Genomic DNA, 23,050 nt, shown 5'->3' on the forward strand with positions numbered 1-23,050 from the left:
TTTGGCGGCCACGGCCAGGCGGCCGTAATCGTCGGCCGGACGGCCATCGCTGTGGCGCGGCAGCAGGGCAGTGCCGTAGGTGCCGCCACCGCCGTCGAGCTTGACCGAGAGCAGGCCGAGGGTGTCGACGCCGAAGCCGATGGGGCCGGAGGTGTAGCCGGACTGGAAGTTGAGGATGAAGCTCTGGGTCCACTCTTCGGCCTTGCTCTGGGCGTTGGCCGAGTCGACGAAGTTGCGGTTGATGTAGAAGTTGCGGGCGTTGACGCTCAGCTTGGAGCCGTCGACGAAACCTTCCTGTGCCATGGCGGCACCAGGGAAGGCCGCCGTGGCGACGGCCAGGGCGAGAAGGCTCGGGGTCAGGCGCCGCAGGGTGCGCGTGTGGGTGAACCCAGTGTTGTCCAGGAGATTCATTATTGTTGTTTCCTTTATTGGGTTGAGGCAGTCCTGCACGGCGTTGCCGCCGGCAGGGGTGAAACGGTTGTACAAACCTTGCGGGCGGGGCTCAGGTCAGCCACCTCACCAGGCACAGCGTGATGGAGGGGAACAGCACGAGAATCACCACCCGCACCACGTCGGAGATGAGGAAGGGCACCACGCCGCGGAAGGCGTCGCGCAGCGTCACGTCGCGGGCCATGCTGCTGATCACGTAGACATTCATCCCGACCGGCGGAGTGATCATGCCGATCTCCACCACCATCAGCGCGAGGATGCCGAACCAGATGGCTTTCTCGGTCTGGTCCAGGCCGTAGAAATCCAGACCCATGATGATCGGGAAGAAGATCGGGATGGTCAGCAGGATCATCGACATGGTGTCCATGACGCAGCCCAGGAACAGGTACAGCAGCAGGATGCCGGCCAGCACCACGAACGGGCCGAGCCCGCTGTTGGTGATCATCTCCACCAGTGCCACCGGCAGTTGGGAGATCGCCAGGAAGGCGTTCATCACGTCGGCGCCGAGCAGGATCATGAAGATCATCGCCGTGGTGACGGCGGTGCCGTAGAGCACTTCCCTGAACTCGCGCAGGCGCATGCCACCCAGCACCACCGCAAAGAATCCCGTACCCACGGTGCCGATCGCGGCCGCTTCGGTGGGCGTGAAATAGCCACCATAGATGCCCCCCAGTACCACGATGAAGATCAGGAACACCGGCCAGACGCCTTTCTGCGCCGCGAGGCGCTGGCGCCAGCCCAGCCGCGGCTGGGCCGGGCCGGCCTCGGGATTGAGCCGCACGTAGACGGCGATTGCGATCATGTAGCCGATGGCGGCGAGAATCCCCGGGATGAACGCGGCCATGAACAACGCCGAGATGTTTTCCTGGGCCAGGATCGCGTAGATCACCAGCACCACCGAGGGCGGAATCAGGATGCCGAGGGTGCCGCCCGCGGCCAGGCAGCCAACCGCCAGCGAGCCGGAGTAGTTGTAGCGCTTGAGCTCGGGCAGGGCGACCTGGCCCATGGTGGCCGCGGTGGCGATGGAGGAGCCGCATACCGCACCGAAGGCTGCGCAGGAGCCGACCGCCGACATCGCCAGGCCGCCGCGCCAGTGGCCGATCATCGCCGCCGAGGCGCGGAACAGCCCGCTGGCCAGACCTCCACGTGAGGCGAACTGACCCATCAGCAGGAAGAGTGGAATGACCGAAAGGTCGTAAACGGTATAGCGGGCGTAGGCCACGCTCTTGAGGTAATTGAGCAGCGGCTCCCAGCCACTGATGGCGACATAACCACCGATGCCGGTGAGCAGCATGGAGATGGCGATCGGAACGCGGATGACCAGCAGGACGAGAAGGATGGCGAGGAACAGACCGCCGATCTGAACACTGGTCATGCTGCGGCTCCCTTGCCGGAAAAGTCCTGCCAGGCGGTATACAGCGCCACGATCGCGAGCAGTGCGAAGCCCGGTGCGAAGGGCAGCATGGCCCACCAGATAGGCAGCCCCATGATGATCGACTCCTCGCCGCTGCCGTAGGCGTCCAGGGTGCCGACCACCGAGCGCCAGGCGATCAGCGCGCTGGCGGCCGCCATCAGCAGGCCGCCGATGCCGTCGAGCGCGTTGCGGACGCGAACCGGTGCATTGAGCGTGAAGACATCGACGATGACGTTGCCCCGGCGCAGCTGGCACAGCGGCAGGAAGGCGACGATGGCGATGCCGCATCCCATCTGGACCAGCTCGACATCGCCCAGCAGCGGCTCGTCGAACAGGGCGCGCATGACGATGCTGTAGCTGGCCATCAAGGTGATCGCCACCAGCAGCAGCCCGCCGATGAGCGCCATCAGGCGAGCGGCCATATCCAGCGCGCGGCCGATCGGGTGCGCAGGGGCAGCGGCCGCCTGAACAACGGGTTCACTCATTAGGATCTCCAGGAAGGGGCGCCGGCCGAGCCGGCGGCCTGTCAGGATCAGCGCGACGGGTTCGCGCTGTACTGGTCGATCAGCTGGCGGGCGTCGTCGAGCAGCGCCTGGCCGTTGTCGTAGCCCTTGCCCTCGACGTCCTTGACCCAATCCTGATCCAGGCGGGCGGCCGCTTTCATCCACTTCTGCTGCTCGTCCTCGGGCAGCACGTAGATCTCGTTGTTCTGCTTCCTGGCCAGCGCATGGCCGGTCTCGATCACCTGGGTGTCGAACAGCTGGCCGGCCTGCTTCGAAAGCGTCAGCCCGGTGTTGTCGTCCAGGATCTTCTTCAGGTCGTCGGGGAGACGGTCATAGGCGGCGGGATTCATCGCCAGGATCATCACGGTCTGCATCAGCAGCGGCTGGTTCGGCGCCATCTCGGTGTGGTACTTCACCAGTTCCTGCAGTTTGAGCGCCGGGACCACGTCCCAGGGCAGGATCGCGCCGTCCACAACGCCCTTGGACAGGGATTCGGGCACCTGCGGCACCGGCATGGCCACCGGCGTACCGCCCAGGATCGAGATCAGCTTGGTCGAGGTGCGATTCGCCGCGCGGATCTTCATGCCGCGGAAGTCGCTCATCTTCTTGATCGGCTTCTTGACGGTGTGGATCAGCGTGCCGTCGGTGGTATGGGTGGCCAGCAGACGTACGCCTGCGAATTCCTTCTGGCCATGCTTTTCGATGAAGCTCCACATCGCCTGGCTGGTCGCTTCGGCGGAGCGGCCGATGAAGGGTTGTTCGAAGACCGAAATCAGCGGGAAGCGCCCGGCGGTGTATCCCGGCAGGGTCCAGACGATATCGGCGACGCCGTCACGCACCTGGTCGATCAGTTGCGGCGGCGTACCGCCCAGCTGCATCGAAGGGTAGAACTGGAACTGGATCCGGCCGTCGGATTCGCGCGTGATGCGTTCGGCCCATGGCTTGAGCAGGTCGGCCTGGGTGACCGAGTGCGCGGGGAGGAAGTGGTGGACCTTGAGGGTCACGACGGGGTCGTCCGCCTGAGCCCGAGTGCCCATCGACGCGGCCACGAATAGGGCCAGGAAAGCCTGGGTGAGCTTACGCATCGCGATGTCCTTTCTTATTAGTTGTTAGTGGCGATCTGGAACTCGCTTACCGGTTCCAGCGGTCAAGAATGCCGTCTTGGTCCCGATTCGCTGGACGCATGGTGCGAGTTATCGATTCGCTATTCAATTCGATTACCGTCTTATTGGGCGATAAACGAACATTTTGCTGCCGGCTTGCCGCTACGCGGGGCGGCGGCTTCGCTCTGGGATAGACTCGCAGACGCAAGCGAACCCCTTTTGGTTATGGACCGCCGTGCGATGCGCACGGGCGAACGTAGGCCACTCGATGAATGCCGATACCCGAATCAAATTCCGCCACCTGATCTGCTTTCTCGAAGTGGCGCGCCAGGGCAGCTTCGCCCGGGCGGCCGACGCCCTGGCCGTCAGCCAGCCGGCCGTATCCAAGACGCTGAAGGAGCTCGAAGACCTTCTGGAGGCGAGCCTGTTCAGCCGTGGCAAGGGTGGCGTCGCCCTGACCGCGGCCGGCGTCGCGTTCATGCGCTATGCCGGCCCCTGCGTGCAGGCGTTGCGTGAAGGGGTCAGCAGCCTGCGCGAGGGGGCTCCCGAGGTGCCGCAGGCGAGGGTGGGGGTGCTGTCTTCGGCCGAAAGCCAGCTGATGGGCGAGGTGGTGACCCGCCTGCATCGGCGCCATGAGGCGCTGGTGGTCAGCGTCGCCACCGGGTCGAGTGCCGCGCTGCTCGATCAGCTGCGGGTCGGCGAGCTGGATCTGGTCATCGGCCGGATGGCCGACAGCCCGGCGATCCAGGGGTTGAGCTTCGAGCACCTGTACAGCGAGTCCATGACCCTGGTGGTGCGGCCGGGGCATCCGCTGCTACAGGCTTCTCCGGGCGAGCTCGGGCGGCTGTCCGGCTTCCCGCTGGTGCTGCCGCTGGCTGGCACCACCATCCGGCGTCACGCCGACAGCCTGTTCGTCCAGCTCGGGATCACGCCGTCGCACCAGCGTCTGGAAACCCTCTCTCCGGCGCTCAGTCGCCGTTACGTGCTGGCCGGCGATGCCGTCTGGGTGGCACCCGAAGACGCGGTGAATCTGGAGCTGCGCCGTGGCGAGCTGGTGGAGCTGCAGCTCGGGATTCGCGAGCCGGGCGGCTCGGTGGGCATCTGCCGCAATGCGGCCATCGAGCCGCCGCAGGCGGCACTGTGGGTGGCCGAGGTGCTGCGCGAGGTGGCGCGGGACCATCACGGCACCTCGAATTCATAACCATATGGTTATGAGCTGAAGTGGAATTTTCAGTTCTACCGGCCGTGTCGATGCAGCAGACTGCTCCCCGATCTCGTGCCGCTGCCCTGCGTTGCGGCTTTCATAATTCCAATAAGAGGCAAGGCCATGAACGAGACGGAGCGCTACCGTTTCATCAACCGTGATCGCAACTGGCACCCCAAGGCGCTGACGCCCGACTACAAGACGTCGATCCCGCGCTCGCCGAGCCAGGCACTGGTCAGCATCCCCCAGTCCCTGTCCGAGGTCACCGGGCCGGACTTCACGCACCTCACGTTCGGCGAGCACGACCATGACCTGCTGCTGAACTTCAACCATGGCGGCTTGCCGATCGGCGAGCGCATCATCGTTCACGGGCGTGTGGTCGACCAGTACGGCAATCCGGTGAAGAACACCCTGGTGGAGATGTGGCAAGCCAACGCCGGCGGGCGCTATCGGCACAAGAACGACCGCTACCTGGCGCCGCTGGACCCGAATTTCGGTGGTGTCGGCCGTACCCTCACCGATGCCGACGGCCACTATCACTTCCGCACCGTCAAGCCGGGCCCGTACCCGTGGCGCAACGGCCCCAACGACTGGCGGCCGGCCCATATCCACTTCTCGGTCAGCGGCCCGTCGATCTCCACCAAGCTGATCACGCAGCTGTACTTCGAGGGCGATCCGCTGATTCCGCTGTGTCCGATCGTGCAGTCGATCGCCAACCCCGATGCGGTGCAGACGCTGATCGCGCGGCTGGACATGGGCATGGCCAATCCGATGGATTGCCTGGCCTATCGCTTCGACATCGTTCTGCGCGGCCAGCGCAAGACCTTCTTCGAAAACGTCTGAGGAGCCGAGCATGATCATTTCACGTGAGCTGCTGCCCGAAACCCCGTCGCAGACCGCCGGCCCCTACGTGCACATCGGCCTGGCGCTGAAGGTGGCGGGCAATCCCACCCGCGAGCAGGAAATCTGGAACCAGATGGCCAGGCCGGACGCGCCGGGCGAACACATCACCCTGATCGGTCGCGTCTACGACGGCAACGGATTCCTGGTGCGCGACTCCTTCCTGGAGCTGTGGCAGGCCAACCATGAAGGGGTGTACGACTGCGAATACAACCTGCAGAAGCCGTTCAACGGTTTCGCCCGCACCGCGACCACCTTCGACGCCGGCAGCGAGTGGACGGTCGAGACCATCAAGCCCGGCGTGGTGAAGAACGCCGCCGGCGTGCCGATGGCGCCCCACGTGAACGTTTCGCTGTTCGCCCGCGGCATCAACATTCAGCTGCAGACGCGGCTGTATTTCGACGACGAGGCCGAGGCCAATGCGGCCGATCCGGTGCTCAACCTGATCGAGCAGCCGGAACGTCGCGAAACCCTCATTGCCCGGCGTTGCGAGGTCAATGGCAAGACGGCATACCGCTTCGATATCCGCATCCAGGGCGAAGGCGAAACGGTATTCTTCGATTTCTGAAAAGCATCACGCCGCACCCGGCCCGCGCCGGGGTGTCGAACCGAACCGGCAGCCGCATCAGTGGCTGCCGGTTTTCGTCGTCAAGTCCATCGCCGATGCACGATTGCTCCATGATCCACTTTTCGCTGCCGGGCGGCCTCGCCCTTGCTCTCGAGCGCCATGCCAGTCAGCGGCTGATGCTCCCCGACCCGTCGCTCGATGCCCCTCAGCGTCAGGCGCTCGCGGCCATGGCCGAGTGGCTGGAGGCCGCCCTGGTGCCGCACCGCGGCTGGCGGCGGCCGCCGGCGGGGATCTACCTGTGGGGCGGCGTCGGCCGGGGCAAGAGCCTGCTGATGGATGCCTTGTTCGAGGTCGCGCCCGTGACCAGCAAGCGACGCGTGCACTTCCATGGCTTCCTCCAGGAGCTGCAGCAGCGCTCGCTGGCCTACAGCGGGCAGCCCGAGCCGCTGGCCCTGGTGGCGCGCGACATCGCCGGGCAGGCGAAGCTGCTGTGTTTCGATGAGTTCCACGTACACGACATCGGCGACGCGATCCTGCTCGGCCGGCTGATCGGGTATCTGCTCGAGGCCGGCGTGCTACTGGTGCTCACGTCCAACTATGCGCCGCCAGCGCTGTGCCCGAACCCGCTCCATCATTCGCGCTTCGAGCCCTTCATCAGGCTGATCGAGCAGCGGCTCAAGATCATCGAGCTCGACAGTCCGACGGACTACCGGACGGTGGCGCCGCGCGATTGGGGGCTGTACTGCTGGTCCGACTCGGCGCAAGCCCATCCGCTGATCGAAGCGCAGTTCGCGGACGGCCTGCCCGGTATCGTTCAGCTCGACCGATTCTGCCTCTCGGCGCAACGGCAGCTGGAGCAGGGCGCCTGGTTTCGATTTTCCGAGCTGTTCGAGCGCCCGACCTCGACGCGCGATTACCTGGAACTGTGCAGCCGCTTCGCCGACCTTGCCGTCAGCGGGATTCCCGCGCTGAGCGGGCTGTCGCTGGACGTCCAGCAGCGCTTTCTGAACTTCGTCGATATCGCCTATGACGCGGGTGTCCGACTGTCGCTCGGCAGCGAAGTCAGCCTCGGCGCGCTGTGCCAGGGCGCCGTGCAGCAGGACTTCTCGCGTACCTGCAGCCGCCTGGCGCAACTGCGCCAGGTGGGCCCACGATTTCAACCGACGCCGGGGTAGGCCGTGCTCCATATTCTCTCGATCACCGCACCGATCTTCCTGCTCATCGGCCTCGGCTATCTCGCGGCCCGCGCCGGTCTGCTCAGCCGCGAACAGATTCGGGGCATGGGCAGCTTCGCCATGACCTTCACCTTGCCGGCGCTGATTCTGCGTGCGCTGTCGCAGCGGCCGATTGGCGAGGTGCTCGATCCGGTCTTCGTCCTGGCCTATGGCCTCGGGTCGCTGCTGATGTTCGCGCTGGGCTTTGCGTTCTTTCGCCTGGTGCGCCGCCAGTCGGTGGCGAGCTGCGCGCTGAGTGCCGGCGGGATGTCGGTGTCCAACAGCGGCTTCATTGGCTTCCCGGTGGTGGCCATGGTGCTCGGGACGCCGGCGGGGGTCGCGCTCGCGTTGTGCATGCTGGTCGAGAACCTGCTGATCATCCCGCTGATGCTGTTTCTCGCTGAGGCCAGCGCCCAGGGTGGCAAGGGACGTGGGGCAATCGTCGGCGAAACGCTCAAGCGCCTGGCCCGCAACCCGATCATCCTGGCGATCGTGCTGGGGCTGTGCCTGTCGCTGATGGAGGTGAGCATCCCGGCCATCCCGTTCAAGGCCATCGACATGCTGGCCAACGCGGCGGCTCCGGTGGCGCTGTTCGTCATCGGCGGCACCCTGTTCGGTCTCAGGGTGGGGGGACAGGGTGCGGACATCGCCCAGGTGGCGCTCGCCAAACTGATCCTGCATCCGCTGGCGGTGGCCCTGGCGTTCGCGGTACTGCCCGGTATCGATCCGACGATGAGGCTGGCCGGGATACTCTTCGCCAGCGCGCCGATGCTCAGCGTGTATCCCTTGTTCGGCCAGCGTTTCGGATTCGAGGAGCGCTGCGCGGCCATCCTGGTGACCGCCACCGCGCTCTCGTTCTTCACCATGGGCGGCGTGCTGGCCCTGACGGGGGTAGGGGCGTTCTAGGCCCCACCTGGCCTGCCGGCTCCCGCGCCGGCTTATCCGCAGTTGACGCGTTGAACGACGCCGGACGCGTCCATCCACAGGTTGAGGCGCTGCGAGTCGTAGTCGAGGGTGACTATGTCGTCCGGCCCGATCAGGCGAGCACGCTGGGCACCGGCGCGCTCACGCGCCTGTTCGCGCAACTCCACGCTGCCAGGCGTGCCGACCAGATTCTGTACCGGCGCGGTGTCGCAGCTTTCCGGGCGCGGCTGCGAAGCGGCGGCTTCGGTCCCGGTCTTGGGTGACGGCGAGCTGCAGCCGGCCAGCAGGCAGGTAGCGATGAGCATCAGGCGTAGCGGGTTGGTGGAAAGGGACATGCAGGCTCCTTGACGGGAAGGGTGGTCGCCTGAAGGTTACTTCGCCCCGGAAGGTGAAACAAACCCGTTGGGCCGTAATGGGCTGCGGAGCGCGTAAGAGGGCGCGGCGCCGCCGGTCAGGAACTAAGCCATGCCGCGCTTCGTCTATTCTCTGACTCCCTGGTCCATACCCTGCGGCCAGGGGTAGCGCTTATAAGCAGAAAAAAGGAAATCGACATGCTCTCTTCTCCCTGGATGCGGCGTCTGGCTGCGGTGCTCGCAGCGCTTCACTTTTCCCTGTTCATGCAAGTGCCCATGGCCAATGCCGCGATGATCGGTACGCCCGAAGTGCTGACCGAACACCAGCAGCAGGTCGATCGCCAGCAGCTGATGACCATGCTCGACGATCAGCAGGTGCAGGAGAAACTGGCCTCGATGGGCGTTGACCGCACCCAGGTCGAGAAGCGCATCGCCAGCCTGACGCCCGCCGAACTGGCGCAGTTCAACCAGCAGCTCGACCAGGCGCCTGCCGGTGCCGGCGTGGTGGGCGTCATCGTGCTGTTCCTGGTGATCTTCATCATCACCGACATGCTGTGCGCAACCAACATCTTCAACTTCGTCAACTGCGTCAATCGTTGATCCGGCGGGCATCCCTGCTGCTGATCATCGGCCTGCTCGGGGCCTGCGCGCGATCGCCCATCCTGCCGATGGACGAGCTGCAGATCCCCGTGCGGGCCGAGCTCGACGAGGTCGCGTTCTTTCCCCAGCAGGACTACCAGTGCGGCCCGGCGGCGCTGGCCACGCTGTTGACGCAGCGCGGCGTCGATACCACACCGGAACGGCTGGTCGACAGCGTCTACATCCCCGGACGCCAGGGCAGCCTGCAGGTGGAAATGGTCGCCGCGGCAAGATCGCACGGCCTGCTGGTCTATCCGCTTGCGCCGCGCTTGCAGGCGGTGCTGACGGAAGTCGCCGCCGGCAATCCCGTCCTGGTGCTGCAGAACCTCGCGTTCGACCGGTGGCCCCAATGGCACTTCGCGGTCGTGGTCGGCTACGACCTCGAGGATCAGAGCCTGGTGCTGCGGTCCGGTACGACTCGCCGCAGCCTCGAGACGTTTCGCCAGTTCGAGCGCTCCTGGAGCAAGGGCGAGCGCTGGGCGGTGGTCGCGGTCGATCCACAGGCGCCGCCGGCGACCGCCGAACTGAGCCCCTGGCTCAAGGCGGCGAGCGATCTCGAGCAGATCGGTCGAAAAGAAGCTGCCCAGATGGCCTACCGCATCGCCGGAGATCGCTGGGACAGCGAGTTGCCCTGGTTCGCACTGGCCAACAGCCAATATGACGCGGGCGATCTTTTCGCCGCGGAACGGTCGCTACGAAAAAGCCTGCAGCACAACGCCGGCTTCGCGGTGGGCTGGTTCAATCTCTCGCAGGTTCTGGCCGAGCGAGCGTGTTCGGCCCAGGCTCAAGCGGCGCGTCGCTGCGCCGCCCGTCTGGCCCCCGACGACAGCCGCTTCAGCGTGCCGCTGCCGGCCGCTGGCGATGAGGGGCAGTGCCAGGCGCCGCCGGTGTGCACGGCGCCTTGAACGGCTAGATCCCAAGCTTGTCGCGCAGGCCGTAGTACATCGCACCCAACGCACTCAGGGGCGCGCGCAACGACTGGCCGCCGGGGAAGGGATAGTGCGGCAGGCTGGCAAAAGCATCGAAACGCTCGGCCTGCCCGCGCAGCGCCTCGGCCAGCACCTTGCCGGCGAGGTGCGTATAGGTCACCCCGTGGCCGCTGCATCCTTGCGAGTAATAAAGGTTGTCGCCGATGCGGCCTACCTGGGGCAGCCGGGACAGCGTCAGCAGGAAGTTGCCGGTCCAGGCGTATTCGATCTTCACGTCGCGCAACTGCGGGAAGGTCTTGAGCATCTTGGGCCGGATGATCGCCTCGATGTCCGCCGGATCCCGTGCGCCGTAGACCACGCCGCCGCCATAGATGAGGCGACGGTCGGCGGAGAGGCGGTAGTAGTCCAGCAGGTAGTTGCAGTCCTCGACGCAGTAGTCCTGTGGCAGCAGGCGGGCGGCGAGCGACTCGTCCAGCGGTTCGGTGGTGATCACCTGGGTGCCGCAGGGCATCGACTTGGCCGCCAGCTCCGGAACCAGGTTGCCGAGGTAGGCGTTGCCCGCCACCACGACGAACCTGGCGGTGACCGATCCACGCTCCGTATGCACCACGGCAGGCGTACCGCGGTCGATGCGGATGGCGGGGCTGTGTTCATGGATCACGCCGCCCAGGGACTCGACCGCTGCCGCCTCGCCGAGCGCCAGGTTCAGCGGATGGATATGGCCGCCGCTCATGTCCAGCATGCCGCCGACGTAGCGGTCGCAATCGACCACCTGCCGAATGCCCTGTTCGTCCAGTAGCTCGAGCTGCCTATGGCCGTAGCGCTCCCAGAGGGCCTTCTGGCTTTCCAGGTGCTTCATCTGCTTGCCGGTGAATGCGGCGAACACGCCGCCGTCCTTCAGGTCGCAGGCGATCCCGTAGCGTTGCACCCGCTCGCGGATGATCCGCGCGCCTTCGAACGCCATCGATCCGATCAGGCGTGCCTCTTCGGGGCCTGCGCTCGCCTCGATGCTGTCGATATCCCGGCTATAGCTGTTGACGATCTGGCCGCCGTTGCGGCCGGAGGCACCGAAGCCGACACGAGCGGCTTCTAGCACCGTCACCGTGAAACCCTGCTCGAGCAGGAACAGCGCGGTGGAAAGGCCGGTATACCCCGCGCCGATGATGCAGACGTCCACGCTCTTGTTTTCATCCAGGGCAGGGCGCGGGGGCGTTGGATTGGCGGAGGCGGCGTAGTAGGAAGACGGGTAGGGTGTGTGCGTCATATTGCATGACCTGTTTTAAATATTTGACGTGGCGATGCTAACCCTGCAGCCGTGCCCAGCGCCAGTCGGCCCCGCTCGCGCCGGCCCGGAATCAAAAATTCCAGATATCAGTGAGTTAGGTGAAAAAAAGAGCTTGACTCCCTTCGGCGGATCTATAGAATGCGCGTCCATCGGAGGCACATAGCTCAGTTGGTTAGAGCACCACCTTGACATGGTGGGGGTCGTTGGTTCGAATCCAATTGTGCCTACCAATTCCGAAAAGGGTCGCCACGGCGACCCTTTTTTATTGGGTGCTTGTAAGCCGCCTGGCTTTCTGGAAGCATCCGGTTCCCTAATTTCCAGTGACTTCGTTTCGTCTGGATCGGCCTTCGGGCTCCTGCCACCGTGCGGCAGGGCAATCCGGCGAATCGCTTTCCTGGCTCATCCCAACCCACGTGGCCTTTGGTAGGGGTCACCACTAGGAGAGGAGGCGCCATGCCCACTATTACTCTTCCTGACGGCAGTCAGCGTTCGTTCGATCACCCGGTATCCGTCGCCGAAGTGGCTCAGTCCATCGGCGCGGGCCTGGCCAAGGCCACCGTGGCCGGCAAGGTGGATGGACGCCTCGTCGATGCCTGCGACCTGATCGAGCAGGACGCGAGCCTGCAGATCATCACGCCGAAGGACGAGGAAGGGCTGGAAATCATCCGCCACTCCTGTGCGCACCTGGTCGGGCATGCGGTCAAGCAGCTGTATCCCACGGCGCGCATGGTGATCGGTCCGGTCATCGAAGAAGGCTTCTACTACGACATCGCGTTCGAGCGGCCTTTCACGCCGGAAGACATGGCCGCCATCGAGCAGCGCATGCGTGAGCTCATCGACACCGAATACGACGTCATCAAGAAGATGACGCCGCGTGCCGAGGTCATCGACGTGTTCCGCTCGCGCGGCGAGGAATACAAGCTGCGCCTGATCGAGGACATGCCGAACGAGCAGGCGATGGGGCTGTACTACCACGAAGAATACGTGGACATGTGCCGCGGCCCGCACGTGCCCAACACCCGCTTCCTGAAGGCGTTCAAGCTGACCAAGCTGTCCGGCGCCTACTGGCGTGGCGATGCCAAGAACGAGCAGCTGCAGCGCGTCTATGGCACCGCCTGGGCCGACAAGAAACAACTGGCGGCCTACATCCAGCGGATCGAAGAAGCTGAAAAGCGCGATCACCGCAAGCTCGGCAAGCGCCTGGACCTGTTCCACACCCAGGAAGAAGCCCCGGGCATGGTGTTCTGGCACCCCAACGGCTGGACCCTGTATCAGGCGCTCGAGCAGTACATGCGCGTCGTCCAGCGCGAGAACGGCTACCTGGAGATCAAGACGCCTCAGGTGCTGGATCGCAGCCTCTGGGAGAAGTCGGGCCACTGGGCCAACTACGCCGAAAACATGTTCACCACCGAGTCGGAAAGTCGCGACTACGCGATCAAGCCGATGAACTGCCCGTGCCATGTCCAGGTGTTCAACCAGGGGCTCAAGAGCTACCGCGAGCTGCCGCTGCGCCTGGCCGAGTTCGGTGCCTGCCACCGCAACGAACCGTCCGGCGCGCTGCACGGCATCATGCGCGTACGCGGATTTACCCAGGACGACGCCCACATCTTCTGCACCGAAGAGCAGATGCAGTCCGAGTCGGCCGCGTTCATCAAGCTGACCCAGGCCGTGTACGCGGACTTCGGCTTCACCGACATTCAGCTCAAACTGTCCACGCGCCCTGAAAAGCGCGTCGGTTCGGACGAGTTGTGGGATCGTGCCGAGGCGGCCCTGGCGGCTGCCCTGGAGATCGCCGGGCTGCCCTATGACCTGCAGCCGGGCGAGGGGGCCTTCTACGGGCCCAAGATCGAGTTCTCGCTGAAGGACTGCCTCGGACGCGTCTGGCAGTGCGGGACCCTGCAGCTGGACTTCAACCTGCCGATACGCCTTGGCGCCGAATACGTCAGCGAAGACAACAGCCGCAAGCACCCGGTCATGCTGCACCGTGCGATCCTCGGTTCGTTCGAGCGTTTCATCGGCATTCTGATCGAGCACTACGAGGGCGCATTCCCGGCCTGGCTGGCGCCGACCCAGGCGGTGATCATGAACATCACCGACAAGCAGGCCGAATTCGCCCAGGAAGTGGAGAAAACACTCAACCAAAGCGGGTTCCGTGCCAAGTCCGACTTGAGAAACGAAAAGATCGGCTTTAAAATCCGCGAGCATACTTTGCTCAAGGTTCCCTATCTCTTGGTTATTGGAGACCGGGAAGTTGAGACACGATCCGTTGCGGTGCGCACGCGTGAAGGCGTCGACATGGGCTCCATGCCCGTCGAGCAGTTCGCGCAGTTGCTGGCACAGGCGGTTTCCCGGCGTGGTCGCCAAGACTTGGAGTAATCACTATTAAGCGTGAAATGAGACAAGATAAACGAGCTCAACCGAAAGCCCCGATCAACGAGAATATCTCGGCACGCGAGGTTCGGTTAATTGGTGCGGACGGCGAGCAGATTGGCATCGTCTCGATTGATGAAGCGCTTCGTGTAGCTGAAGAAGCGAAGCTGGATCTGGTAGAAATCTCCGCGGATGCGGTCCCGCCTGTATGCCGGATCATGGATTACGGCAAGCACCTGTTCGAGAAGAAGAAGCAGGTCGCGGCGGCGAAGAAGAACCAGAAACAGGTTCAGGTCAAAGAAATCAAGTTTCGTCCAGGGACGGAAGAGGGCGACTACCAGGTCAAGCTGCGCAACCTGGTACGTTTCCTGAGTGAAGGGGACAGGGCCAAGGTTTCGTTGAGATTCCGCGGTCGTGAGATGGCCCATCAGGAGCTGGGCATGGAGCTGTTGAGGCGGGTCGAAGCCGACCTCGCCGAATACGGTTCCGTTGAGCAGCATCCGAAGATGGAAGGACGCCAGCTGATCATGGTCATCGCTCCCAAGAAGAAAAAGTAACCTCCAGGGCACTGGCAGGCCTTGCGGTTATTTGTAATCACCCACACTGTGGAGAACGAACATGCCAAAGATGAAAACCAAGAGTGGTGCCAAGAAGCGCTTCAAGCCGACTGCAAACGGCTTCAAGCACAAGCACGCTTTCAAGAGCCACATCCTGACCAAGATGTCCACCAAGCGTAAGCGTCAGCTGCGCGGCACTTCGCTGCTGCACCCGTCTGATGTTGCAAAAGTGGAGCGCATGCTGCGCGTTCGTTGATCGGTCAAGACTAGAGGAAATTACTCATGGCTCGTGTTAAGCGTGGCGTCATCGCTCGTCGCCGTCACAAAAAAATTCTGAAACTCGCCAAAGGCTATTACGGCGCGCGTTCGCGCGTGTTCCGCGTAGCCAAGCAGGCGGTGATCAAGGCTGGCCAGTACGCCTACCGTGACCGCCGTCAGCGCAAGCGCCAGTTCCGTGCGCTTTGGATCGCCCGTATCAACGCAGGTGCTCGTCAGAACGGTCTGTCCTACAGCCGCCTGATCGCAGGCCTGAAGAAGTCGGCGATCGAAATCGACCGTAAAGTTCTGGCCGATCTGGCAGTGAACGAAAAAGCGGCGTTCGCTGCGATTGTCGAAAAAGCTAAGGCATCTTTGGCTTAAGCCCTACGACAATCACGAATCCCAGGATTCGTAGCGACGTCACCAATAGGGGAAGAGCCTTGTGCTCTTCCCCTATTTTGTATCTGAAGGGGCTCTTGCAAAACACTGCCGCCGCGTCGCTAAAGACCGCAACAGTGTTCTGCAAGATCCTCTGGAGGTTGTAAATGGAAAACCTGGATGCACTGGTCTCGCAAGCGCTCGAGGCTGTGCAACACACTGAAGACGTCGGTGCCCTGGAACAGATCCGGGTCCACTACCTCGGCAAGAAAGGCGAACTGACCCAGGTGATGAAGACCCTGGGCGACCTGCCGGCCGATGAGCGCCCCAAGGTAGGCGCGCTGATCAATGTGGCCAAGGAGCGGGTTCAAGAGGCGCTCAATACGCGCAAGGCCGCACTCGAAGCTGCGGCGCTGACCGAGAAGCTCGCCGCCGAGCGCATCGATGTGACCCTGCCGGGGCGCGGTCAGCAGTCCGGTGGCCTGCATCCACTGACCCGGACGCTGGAGCGCATCGAGCAGATCTTCTCGCACATCGGTTACACCGTCGCCGAAGGGCCTGAAGTCGAAGACGACTATCACAACTTCGAGGCGCTCAACATTCCCGGGCATCATCCCGCTCGGGCGATGCACGATACCTTTTATTTCAACGCCAACATGCTGCTGCGCACCCACACCTCGCCGGTGCAGGTGCGCACGATGGAATCCAGCCAGCCGCCGATTCGCATCATTTGCCCCGGGCGCGTTTACCGCTGCGACTCCGATCAGACCCACTCGCCGATGTTCCACCAGGTTGAAGGGCTACTGATCGACGAGGGCATCAGCTTCGCCGATCTCAAAGGCACCATCGAACAGTTCCTGCGAGCGTTTTTCGAGGCTGATCTGGAAGTGCGTTTCCGCCCTTCGTTCTTCCCGTTCACCGAGCCCTCGGCCGAGGTGGATATCCGCCGCGTGGTCCGCAAGGGTGACCAGGAATCCCAATCCTGGCTCGAGGTCCTGGGCTGCGGAATGGTCCATCCCGAGGTGTTGCGGATGTCGGGCATCGACCCGGAGCGCTATCAGGGTTTTGCCTTTGGTATGGGGGCCGAACGACTGACCATGCTGCGTTATGGCGTTAACGACCTGCGCATCTTCTTCGATAACGATCTGCGCTTTCTCGAGCAGTTTCGCTAACAGCAGATCGCCCGAGCACGTTTAGGAGAGCAGGATGAAATTCAGTGAACAGTGGCTGCGGAGCTGGGTCAATCCGCAGGTTTCCCATGCCGAGCTCGTCGCTCGGTTGTCGATGGTCGGCCTCGAGGTCGACGGTGTAGAACCGGTTGCCGGACAATTCAGTGGCGTGGTGGTGGGTGAAGTGCTCAGCACCGAGCAGCATCCCGATGCCGACAAGCTGCGCGTATGCCAGGTCAGCAACGGCAGCGAAACCTTTCAGGTTGTCTGCGGCGCGCCGAATGTGCGCCCCGGCCTGAAGATTCCCTTCGCCATGATCGGTGCTCAGTTGCCTGGCGATTTCAAGATCAAGAAGGCGAAGCTGCGTGGGGTCGAGTCCAACGGAATGCTCTGCTCGGCTTCGGAGCTGCAGATCTCCGACGACGACAGCGGCCTGATGGAGCTCGCGGCAGAGGCACAGGTAGGGGCTGATATCCGCGCAGCGCTCGAGCTCGACGATGCCAGCATCGAAATCGGCCTGACGCCCAATCGTGGCGACTGCCTGTCCATCGCCGGCCTGGCGCGTGAAGTGGGCGCGATCTATGGCGTCCCGGTAGCGCCGATCGATATCGTACCGGTCCAGGTGAGCCATCAGGACACCCGCCCCGTCGACGTGCTCGCGCCCGCCGCGTGCCCGCGCTACCTCGGGCGAATCATCCGCAATGTCGACCTGTCGCGCCCGACCCCGACGTGGATGGTCGAGCGCCTGCGCAGGTCCGATATTCGCTCGATCGATGCGGTCGTCGATGTCACCAACTATGTGATGCTCGAGCTCGGTCAGCCATTGCACGCCTTCGACCTGGCCGAGATCAACACGGGTATCCGTGTTCGCATGGCCGAGGAGGGCGAGTCGCTGGTTCTGCTCGACGGCCAGACCATCACGCTGCGTGCCGACACGCTGGTCATTGCCGATCACCAGCGCGCACTGGCCATCGCCGGTGTCATGGGCGGCGAGCACAGCGGCGTCAACGCCGGCACCCGGGATATCTTCCTCGAAAGCGCTTACTTCGACAGCATCGCCCTGGCTGGCAAGGCTCGTTCCTACGGCCTGCATACAGACGCCTCCCACCGTTATGAGCGCGGCGTCGATCCTCAACTGACCCGTGTGGCCATGGAGCGCGCTACCTCGCTGCTGCTCGACATTGTCGGAGGGGAGGCCGGACCTATCGTCGAGGCGCTCGATGAGCAGGGGCTGCCGCGCACCGCGGCGATCGTGCTGCGCAGTGAGCGCATCGGTCAGATGCTCGGCCTCGAGTTGGGGCATGAGCAGGTCGAGAAGATGCTGGGTTCGCTGGGCTTGAGCCTCACCAGCGAAAGCGAGGGGACATGGCGCGTAGGCGTGCCCAGCCATCGCTTCGACATTGCCCTGGAAGTCGACCTGATCGAAGAGCTCGGTCGCCTTTACGGCTACGATCGCCTCCCTGTCCGTTATCCGCAGGCGCGTCTCGCGCCGACGTCCACGCCGGAAGCGCGTGTGACTGTCCCGGCCTTGCGCCGACTGCTGGTCGCCCGTGGTTACCAGGAGGCAATCACTTACAGCTTCATCGATCCGAAGCTGTTCGAGCTGTTTTCGCCGGATACCAAGCCGCTGCTGCTGGCCAATCCTATCTCGGTCGAGATGAGCGCGATGCGGGCGTCGCTGTGGCCTGGTCTGGTAACCGCGCTGCAGTACAACCTCAACCGTCAGCAGACCCGTGTCCGCCTGTTCGAAAGCGGCCTGCGGTTCGTCGGGCAACTCGATGAGCTCAAGCAGGAAGCCATGCTGGCTGGCGTGGTCACCGGTGCCCGTTTCGACGAAGCCTGGAGCAACGGCCGTGAGGCAGTGGATTTTTATGACGTGAAGGCGGACGTCGAGGCATTGTTGGGCGCGGCTGGCGACGGGCTATCCTTCCGCTTTGTCGCGGGCGAGCATCCGGCCCTGCATCCTGGGCAAACGGCACGCATCGAGCGTGAAGGTCGCCTGGTCGGTTATATCGGCAGTCTGCATCCGCAGCTTGCACGTTCGCTCGGCATCGATCAGCCGGTCTATCTCTATGAGCTGTTGCTCGGCGAGCTTACCAGTGGTCGGCTTCCCCGTTTCAGCGAGCTGTCCCGCTTTCCCGAGGTCCGTCGTGACCTGGCATTGCTGGTCGATCGCGACGTGCCTGCCGAGGCGGTACTCTCCTGCATTCGCGAGGCTGCGGGCGATAGTCTGACGGACCTCAAGCTCTTTGATGTCTATCACGGTAAAGGCATTGATCCGCATAGAAAAAGCCTAGCGGTCGGCTTGACCTGGCAGCACCCATCACGCACTCTAAACGACGATGAGGTGAACGAAAGCACACAAAATATCCTCACCTCCCTGGAACAAAGGTTCAATGCCACGTTAAGGAAATAGCGTATGGGGGCTCTGACGAAAGCTGAAATGGCCGAGCGTCTTTATGAAGAGCTGGGCTTGAATAAGCGCGAGGCCAAGGAGCTGGTCGAGCTGTTTTTCGAAGAGATCCGCCAGGCGCTGGAGCATAACGAGCAGGTGAAGTTGTCCGGTTTCGGCAACTTCGATCTGCGCGACAAGCGTCAGCGTCCGGGTCGCAACCCGAAGACCGGCGAAGAAATCCCGATCACGGCGCGTCGCGTCGTGACCTTTCGTCCAGGGCAGAAGCTCAAGGCCAGAGTCGAGGCTTATGCTGGAACCAAGTCATAACGACGAACTTCCGTCGATCCCAGGCAAGCGATACTTCACCATCGGCGAAGTGAGCGAGCTGTGCGCGGTCAAGCCTCACGTGCTGCGCTACTGGGAGCAGGAGTTTCCACAGCTGAACCCGGTCAAGCGTAGAGGCAATCGACGTTATTACCAGCGACAGGACGTGCTGATGATCCGGCAGATCCGCGCGCTTCTTTACGATCAGGGCTTCACCATCGGCGGCGCCAGGCAGCGCCTGTCGGGCGACGAAGCACGTGATGACACCACCCAGTACAAGCAACTGATCCGCCAGATGATCGTCGAACTCGAGGAAGTGCTGCATGTTTTACGCACGTGACGTTAAGTAGCTAAAAAGTTTCACTTTTCAGATGCTTAGTGTATAGTGCGATCCGCTTCCAGCAGCGCTGGAAGCACCGTCGGGGCGTAGCGCAGCCTGGTAGCGCACTTGCATGGGGTGCAAGGGGTCGAGTGTTCGAATCACTCCGTCCCGACCAACTAATCCCTACATCAGAGCCTGGTCAGTGATGACCAGGCTTTTTTGTGTCTGTGATTGGAGCGGTATTTACAGCTGCTGTCTTAAAATCGAGGTACCCAGATGCAGCTTGTCGGCGCAAATCGCTACTGAAAATCACGACTACGTACGTCCAGCCCCGTTAGCAGGGGAGTGAGGTCGCTCAGGCGTCCGGCAATGACATGGCGCACGCCGCTGGCGGACTCCAGGTGGCCATCGATTCGTAGCATGTGCGACTGGACCAATACCCGACGCTGGCGCTCGGCCAGGTCGTGCCAGACTACAATGTTGATCATGCCGAACTCGTCTTCGAGGGTGACGAAGATGACGCCGCTTGCGGTCTGCGGGCGTTGGCGGCCGATGACCAGCCCGGCGACGCTGATGGGGCGTCCGTGATCGACGTTGGCCAGTTCTCGAGAGCTTCGGCAGCGTTGAGCTTTCAGTTGCCTGCGCAGCAGCGCCAGTGGGTGAGGGCCCAGTGTGGTGCCGAGGGTGGCGTAATCAGTCAACAAGTCTTCGCCGACGCTGGGCAATGGCAAGGGAATCGATACTTCCTGTCGCGTGGGGTATTCAGCGAACAGCGGTAGCCACGGCTCGATCCCGGCCACAGCCCAGCGCGCCCGGTGGCGATTTCCCGCAAGGCCGTGCAGTGCGCCGGCGTCCGCCAGGCGTTCGCGGGCGCGGCTGTCCAGGCCGGCGCGCAGGCTTAGATCTTCGATCCCGATGAAGGGGCGAGTTTTGCGCGTCGCCTCGATGCGGCGTGCGTCCTCCTCCCGAAAGTCTCGTATCAGGCGCAGGCCCAGACGGATCGCGGGTTGTTCTTTGCCATTCGGCTCCAGGCTGCAGTCCCAGTCGCTATGGCAGACATCCACGGGGCGGATCTCCAGACCATGACGCCGCGCATCCTGCAGTATCTGGTCAGGGTTGTAGAAACCCATCGGCCAGCTATTGATCAGGGCGCAGGCATATGCCGCCGGCTCATGGCATTTGAGCCAGCAACTGGCGTAAGTCAGCAAGGCAAAGCTGGCGGCATGGGATTCCGGAAAGCCATAACTGCCGAAGCCTTTGATCTGCTCGAAGATGCGAGCGATGAACTCCGGTTTGTAACCCCGGGCAAGCATGCGGGTGGTGAGTCTTTCGCGATGCGGCTCGAGTCCTCCGTGGCGTTTCCAGGCTGCCATGCTGCGGCGCAATTCATCGGCTTCGCCGGGCGTGTATTTAGCTGCCACCATGGCGAGTTCCATGACCTGCTCCTGAAACAGGGGGACCCCCAGGGTGCGCTCAAAGACAGGTTCCAACTCTTTCGAGGGATAGTCGATGGGTTCTTCTTCATTGCGGCGGCGCAGATAGGGATGGACCATGTCGCCTTGGATCGGTCCCGGTCGGACGATGGCGACCTGGATCACCAGGTCGTAAAACTCTTTCGGTTTCAGGCGCGGCAGCATGGCCATCTGAGCCCGCGATTCGATCTGGAATACCCCGATAGTGTCGGCGCGGCTGATCATGTCGTAGGTCGGCGGGTCCTCTTTCGGCAGGGTGGCGATGGTCCAGCGGGTACTGCGATAGTGCTCTATGAGGTTGAAGCAGCGGCGTAATGCGCTGAGCATGCCGAGCGCCAGCACGTCGACCTTGAGCAGGCCGACCAGATCGAGATCATCCTTGTCCCACTGGATTACGGTGCGATCAGTCATGCTGGCATTCTCGACCGGCACCAGGGTTTCAAGCGGGTGCTCGGAGATGACGAAGCCGCCCGGATGTTGCGACAGATGACGCGGGAAGCCGATCAGTTCGCTGGTAAGGGCGAGAGCGCGGCGCAGGAGTGGATTGTCCGGATCGAAACCGGCCTCCTTCAAATGGGCATCATCGGGAATCCGGTCGCTCCAGCGACCACAGCAGTCGGCCAGCGAATTGATCTGATCAGGAGGAAAGCCGAGTGCCTTGGCGACATCGCGCACCGCGCCTGCGGCATGGTAGGAACTGACGACCGCAGTGAGCGCGGCTCGATTGCGACCGTAGCGGCGAAACACATACTGGATGACTTCTTCGCGGCGTTCATGCTCGAAGTCCACATCGATATCCGGCGGCTCGTTGCGCTCTCTGGAGAGAAAGCGTTCGAACAGCAGTTTGCTTCGTGAGGGATCGAGTTCGGTGATGCCCAGGGCATAGCAGACCGTCGAGTTGGCGGCCGAGCCGCGCCCCTGGCAGAGGATGCCGCGCCCCCGCGCGAAGCGAACGATGTCGTGTACGGTCAGGAAGTAGCTTTCATATTTCAGTTCGGCGATCAGCTTCAGCTCATGATCAATCTGCGCGCGGGACTTTTCATCAATTCCATTGGGCCAGCGCTCGGCCATTCCCTCCTCGACCCGCAGTCGCAACCATGTCGTGGCGTTGTGAACGGGAGGGACCAGTTCGTGCGGGTACTGATAATCCAGTTGATGAAAGTCGAACTGGCAGCGGCTCGTGACGTGCAGTGTTTCGGCCAGTAACTCCGGTGGGTAGAGTGCGGCGAGCTCGTCGCGGGGGCGAAGATGTCGCTCACCATTGGCAAAAAGGTAGGTGCCAGCTGCCTTGAGCGGGAGGCGATGACCGATGGCCGTGATGCAGTCTTGCAGGGCTCGCCGCGCACGGGCGTGCATGTGCACATCGCCGCAGGCAACCGGGCGAATGTGCAGGGATCTGCCCAGTGCGAGCGATTGCCGAAGATACTGCTCATCGTCCTGTCCCTGGTGTCGCTCGACGCCGAGCCACAGTCGCTCAGGAAAACGCTCCCGCAGCCAGACTCCATCGGCTGTATCGGTGGTGTCCTGGGGGATCCATATGGCAAGCAGGCCATCGAGTGGGGCGGTGAAATCGTCGCGCAGCATGAGGTAGCTGCCTTTGTCCGCCCGCCGGCGAGCCTGAGTAATCAGCCGACAAAGTGCCTGGTAGCCCGTCAGGTTCTCTGCCAGCAGTATCAGCTTGAGGCCATCGGCAAGAGAAAACTCACTTCCGACGATCAATGGCAACTTCGCTTTCTGGGATGCCTGCCAGGCTCTGACGATCCCGGCCAGGGTGCATTCATCCGTGATGGCCAATGCCCGGTATCCCAGCGAGGCGGCATGATCGAACAGTTCCTGGGCGCTGGAGGCACCGCGCTGGAAGCTGAAATTGGAGAGGCAGTGCAGTTCTGCGTAGTCGGGGACGCTGCCCGCAGGTGTCGATCGTGTGATGTGCTTGAGGGGGCGTGTGCCCAGTTGATACAGGGTAGCGGAGGAGGCCATTTAAATGAGTACATAATACTGTTTGTATATACAGTATTAGCCCGATTGCTCCCGCACAAGCCTTAACTATGTCTGACCGGACGAAGTGCAAATGGATAAAAGCTTCACGAGGTGGTTGACAGCGATTCTGGTCGCTGTATGATTCGCCTCCCGCTGACGAGATCGCTGAGATCGAAGGCGGCAAGCGGTTGAGTAGAAAAGAGATTTTCGAAAAACAGCTTGACAGTAAGAAGGGCTGCTGTAGAATGCGCGGCCTCGGTTGAGACGAAAGACTTGATCGAAACGCTCTTTAACAACTGAATCAAGCAATTCGTGTGGGTGCTTGTGAGGTAAAACTGG

General features: G+C 62.9%; 22 protein-coding genes, 2 tRNA genes and 1 pseudogene. 17 read left to right on the forward strand and 8 right to left on the reverse strand.

The window, feature by feature from the left end; translation table 11 throughout:
* From DN824_RS20980 to DN824_RS20995, 4 genes are all read right to left on the reverse strand, one after another.
* On the reverse strand, positions 1 to 411 hold a 411-nt coding region (locus tag DN824_RS20980; protein WP_241666754.1), incomplete at its 3' end, for an OprD family outer membrane porin.
* 91 nt (positions 412 to 502) lie between these two features.
* A complete protein-coding gene (locus DN824_RS20985) occupies positions 503 to 1,825 on the reverse strand; it encodes a TRAP transporter large permease (protein WP_138410290.1) in 1,323 nt (440 codons plus the stop codon).
* Positions 1,822 to 2,349 (reverse strand): TRAP transporter small permease, encoded by a 528-nt coding sequence (locus DN824_RS20990; RefSeq protein WP_138410291.1) that lies wholly within the window; start codon positions 2,347 to 2,349, stop codon positions 1,822 to 1,824. Before DN824_RS20990 ends, DN824_RS20985 begins: the two co-directional genes overlap by 4 nt.
* 47 nt (positions 2,350 to 2,396) lie before the next feature.
* Positions 2,397 to 3,452 carry a TRAP transporter substrate-binding protein gene (locus tag DN824_RS20995; RefSeq protein ID WP_138410292.1) on the reverse strand — a complete coding sequence of 352 codons (1,056 nt, stop codon included), beginning with the start codon at positions 3,450 to 3,452 and terminating at the stop codon, positions 2,397 to 2,399.
* Between the two features lie 286 nt (positions 3,453 to 3,738).
* Here DN824_RS20995 and pcaQ point away from each other — a divergent pair, with 286 nt between their 5' ends.
* The 5 genes from pcaQ to DN824_RS21020 all read left to right on the forward strand — a co-directional run bounded on the left by pcaQ (position 3,739) and on the right by DN824_RS21020 (position 8,262).
* Positions 3,739 to 4,671 (forward strand): pca operon transcription factor PcaQ, encoded by a 933-nt coding sequence (gene pcaQ / locus DN824_RS21000; protein WP_138410293.1) that lies wholly within the window; start codon positions 3,739 to 3,741, stop codon positions 4,669 to 4,671.
* Positions 4,672 to 4,797: 126 nt separating this feature from the next.
* A complete protein-coding gene (pcaH, locus tag DN824_RS21005) occupies positions 4,798 to 5,517 on the forward strand; it encodes a protocatechuate 3,4-dioxygenase subunit beta (RefSeq protein WP_138410294.1) in 720 nt (239 codons plus the stop codon).
* 16 nt (positions 5,518 to 5,533) lie between these two features.
* Positions 5,534 to 6,142, forward strand: coding sequence for a protocatechuate 3,4-dioxygenase subunit alpha (gene pcaG, locus DN824_RS21010; protein ID WP_138410308.1), 609 nt, complete (start codon positions 5,534 to 5,536; stop codon positions 6,140 to 6,142).
* Positions 6,143 to 6,252: 110 nt separating this feature from the next.
* The gene (gene zapE / locus DN824_RS21015) at positions 6,253 to 7,317 is read left to right on the forward strand and encodes a cell division protein ZapE (RefSeq protein ID WP_241666755.1); all 1,065 of its coding nucleotides are present in this window, start codon (positions 6,253 to 6,255) and stop codon (positions 7,315 to 7,317) included.
* A 3-nt stretch (positions 7,318 to 7,320) separates the two neighbouring features.
* The gene (locus tag DN824_RS21020) at positions 7,321 to 8,262 is read left to right on the forward strand and encodes an AEC family transporter (protein WP_138410295.1); all 942 of its coding nucleotides are present in this window, start codon (positions 7,321 to 7,323) and stop codon (positions 8,260 to 8,262) included.
* A 32-nt stretch (positions 8,263 to 8,294) separates the two neighbouring features.
* Here the strand turns inward: DN824_RS21020 and DN824_RS21025 are convergent, their stop codons facing one another.
* On the reverse strand, positions 8,295 to 8,615 hold the full coding sequence (locus DN824_RS21025) for an I78 family peptidase inhibitor (protein ID WP_241666756.1): 321 nt from the start codon (positions 8,613 to 8,615) through the stop codon (positions 8,295 to 8,297).
* Positions 8,616 to 8,831: 216 nt separating this feature from the next.
* On the opposite strand from DN824_RS21025, the gene DN824_RS21030 reads away from it, so the two are divergent.
* Entirely contained in the window at positions 8,832 to 9,233 is a 402-nt protein-coding gene (locus tag DN824_RS21030) for a PA2779 family protein (RefSeq protein WP_138410296.1), read from the forward strand.
* The gene (locus DN824_RS21035) at positions 9,230 to 10,177 is read left to right on the forward strand and encodes a PA2778 family cysteine peptidase (RefSeq protein WP_138410297.1); all 948 of its coding nucleotides are present in this window, start codon (positions 9,230 to 9,232) and stop codon (positions 10,175 to 10,177) included. The genes DN824_RS21030 and DN824_RS21035 overlap by 4 nt, the downstream gene beginning before the upstream one ends.
* A 4-nt stretch (positions 10,178 to 10,181) precedes the next feature.
* Here DN824_RS21035 and DN824_RS21040 read toward each other — a convergent pair whose 3' ends face one another.
* Positions 10,182 to 11,465 (reverse strand): NAD(P)/FAD-dependent oxidoreductase, encoded by a 1,284-nt coding sequence (locus DN824_RS21040; RefSeq protein WP_138410298.1) that lies wholly within the window; start codon positions 11,463 to 11,465, stop codon positions 10,182 to 10,184.
* Positions 11,466 to 11,639: 174 nt separating this feature from the next.
* On the opposite strand from DN824_RS21040, the gene DN824_RS21045 reads away from it, so the two are divergent.
* From DN824_RS21045 to DN824_RS21090, 10 genes are all read left to right on the forward strand, one after another.
* Positions 11,640 to 11,716: transfer RNA gene (locus DN824_RS21045), tRNA-Val, on the forward strand.
* 223 nt (positions 11,717 to 11,939) lie between these two features.
* Entirely contained in the window at positions 11,940 to 13,862 is a 1,923-nt protein-coding gene (gene thrS, locus DN824_RS21050) for a threonine--tRNA ligase (protein ID WP_138410299.1), read from the forward strand.
* The gene (gene infC, locus DN824_RS21055; RefSeq protein WP_174236550.1) at positions 13,862 to 14,413 is read left to right on the forward strand and encodes a translation initiation factor IF-3; all 552 of its coding nucleotides are present in this window, start codon (positions 13,862 to 13,864) and stop codon (positions 14,411 to 14,413) included. Before thrS ends, infC begins: the two co-directional genes overlap by 1 nt.
* A 61-nt stretch (positions 14,414 to 14,474) precedes the next feature.
* Positions 14,475 to 14,669: a 50S ribosomal protein L35 gene (rpmI, locus tag DN824_RS21060; RefSeq protein WP_138410301.1), complete on the forward strand. Its 195-nt coding sequence runs from the start codon at positions 14,475 to 14,477 to the stop codon at positions 14,667 to 14,669.
* Between the two features lie 26 nt (positions 14,670 to 14,695).
* Entirely contained in the window at positions 14,696 to 15,052 is a 357-nt protein-coding gene (gene rplT, locus DN824_RS21065; protein WP_138410302.1) for a 50S ribosomal protein L20, read from the forward strand.
* Positions 15,053 to 15,216: 164 nt separating this feature from the next.
* Positions 15,217 to 16,221, forward strand: coding sequence for a phenylalanine--tRNA ligase subunit alpha (pheS, locus tag DN824_RS21070; protein WP_138410303.1), 1,005 nt, complete (start codon positions 15,217 to 15,219; stop codon positions 16,219 to 16,221).
* Between the two features lie 34 nt (positions 16,222 to 16,255).
* On the forward strand, positions 16,256 to 18,634 hold the full coding sequence (gene pheT, locus DN824_RS21075) for a phenylalanine--tRNA ligase subunit beta (RefSeq protein ID WP_138410304.1): 2,379 nt from the start codon (positions 16,256 to 16,258) through the stop codon (positions 18,632 to 18,634).
* Positions 18,635 to 18,637: 3 nt separating this feature from the next.
* Positions 18,638 to 18,940 (forward strand): integration host factor subunit alpha, encoded by a 303-nt coding sequence (gene ihfA / locus DN824_RS21080; protein ID WP_003282572.1) that lies wholly within the window; start codon positions 18,638 to 18,640, stop codon positions 18,938 to 18,940.
* The gene (locus DN824_RS21085) at positions 18,921 to 19,277 is read left to right on the forward strand and encodes a MerR family transcriptional regulator (RefSeq protein ID WP_138410305.1); all 357 of its coding nucleotides are present in this window, start codon (positions 18,921 to 18,923) and stop codon (positions 19,275 to 19,277) included. The genes ihfA and DN824_RS21085 overlap by 20 nt, the downstream gene beginning before the upstream one ends.
* A gap of 80 nt (positions 19,278 to 19,357) precedes the next feature.
* Positions 19,358 to 19,434, forward strand: a tRNA-Pro gene (locus DN824_RS21090).
* A 124-nt stretch (positions 19,435 to 19,558) separates the two neighbouring features.
* Here the strand turns inward: DN824_RS21090 and DN824_RS21095 are convergent.
* Both DN824_RS21095 and DN824_RS22650 read right to left on the reverse strand, forming a co-directional pair.
* Positions 19,559 to 22,711, reverse strand: a complete 3,153-nt coding sequence (locus tag DN824_RS21095; protein ID WP_138410306.1) for an error-prone DNA polymerase — start codon at positions 22,709 to 22,711, stop codon at positions 19,559 to 19,561.
* A 104-nt stretch (positions 22,712 to 22,815) separates the two neighbouring features.
* Positions 22,816 to 23,050, reverse strand: a pseudogene (locus tag DN824_RS22650) (hypothetical protein); the annotation flags it as partial.

This window comes from Stutzerimonas nosocomialis (genome assembly GCF_005876855.1).
Taxonomy (GTDB): Bacteria; Pseudomonadota; Gammaproteobacteria; order Pseudomonadales; family Pseudomonadaceae; genus Stutzerimonas; species Stutzerimonas nosocomialis.

Coding starts and splice junctions, on each gene's coding strand:
- rpmI (WP_138410301.1), top strand. CDS start 14,475: ATGCCAAAGATGAAAACCAAGAGTGGTGCCAAGAAGCGCTTCAAGCCG.
- DN824_RS21030 (WP_138410296.1), top strand. CDS start 8,832: ATGCTCTCTTCTCCCTGGATGCGGCGTCTGGCTGCGGTGCTCGCAGCG.
- zapE (WP_241666755.1), top strand. CDS start 6,253: ATGATCCACTTTTCGCTGCCGGGCGGCCTCGCCCTTGCTCTCGAGCGC.
- ihfA (WP_003282572.1), top strand. CDS start 18,638: ATGGGGGCTCTGACGAAAGCTGAAATGGCCGAGCGTCTTTATGAAGAG.
- pheT (WP_138410304.1), top strand. CDS start 16,256: ATGAAATTCAGTGAACAGTGGCTGCGGAGCTGGGTCAATCCGCAGGTT.
- pheS (WP_138410303.1), top strand. CDS start 15,217: ATGGAAAACCTGGATGCACTGGTCTCGCAAGCGCTCGAGGCTGTGCAA.
- DN824_RS21095 (WP_138410306.1), bottom strand. CDS start 22,711: ATGGCCTCCTCCGCTACCCTGTATCAACTGGGCACACGCCCCCTCAAG.
- DN824_RS20985 (WP_138410290.1), bottom strand. CDS start 1,825: ATGACCAGTGTTCAGATCGGCGGTCTGTTCCTCGCCATCCTTCTCGTC.
- DN824_RS21040 (WP_138410298.1), bottom strand. CDS start 11,465: ATGACGCACACACCCTACCCGTCTTCCTACTACGCCGCCTCCGCCAAT.
- DN824_RS21025 (WP_241666756.1), bottom strand. CDS start 8,615: ATGTCCCTTTCCACCAACCCGCTACGCCTGATGCTCATCGCTACCTGC.
- DN824_RS20990 (WP_138410291.1), bottom strand. CDS start 2,349: ATGAGTGAACCCGTTGTTCAGGCGGCCGCTGCCCCTGCGCACCCGATC.
- pcaH (WP_138410294.1), top strand. CDS start 4,798: ATGAACGAGACGGAGCGCTACCGTTTCATCAACCGTGATCGCAACTGG.
- thrS (WP_138410299.1), top strand. CDS start 11,940: ATGCCCACTATTACTCTTCCTGACGGCAGTCAGCGTTCGTTCGATCAC.
- pcaQ (WP_138410293.1), top strand. CDS start 3,739: ATGAATGCCGATACCCGAATCAAATTCCGCCACCTGATCTGCTTTCTC.
- DN824_RS21085 (WP_138410305.1), top strand. CDS start 18,921: ATGCTGGAACCAAGTCATAACGACGAACTTCCGTCGATCCCAGGCAAG.
- DN824_RS20995 (WP_138410292.1), bottom strand. CDS start 3,452: ATGCGTAAGCTCACCCAGGCTTTCCTGGCCCTATTCGTGGCCGCGTCG.
- rplT (WP_138410302.1), top strand. CDS start 14,696: ATGGCTCGTGTTAAGCGTGGCGTCATCGCTCGTCGCCGTCACAAAAAA.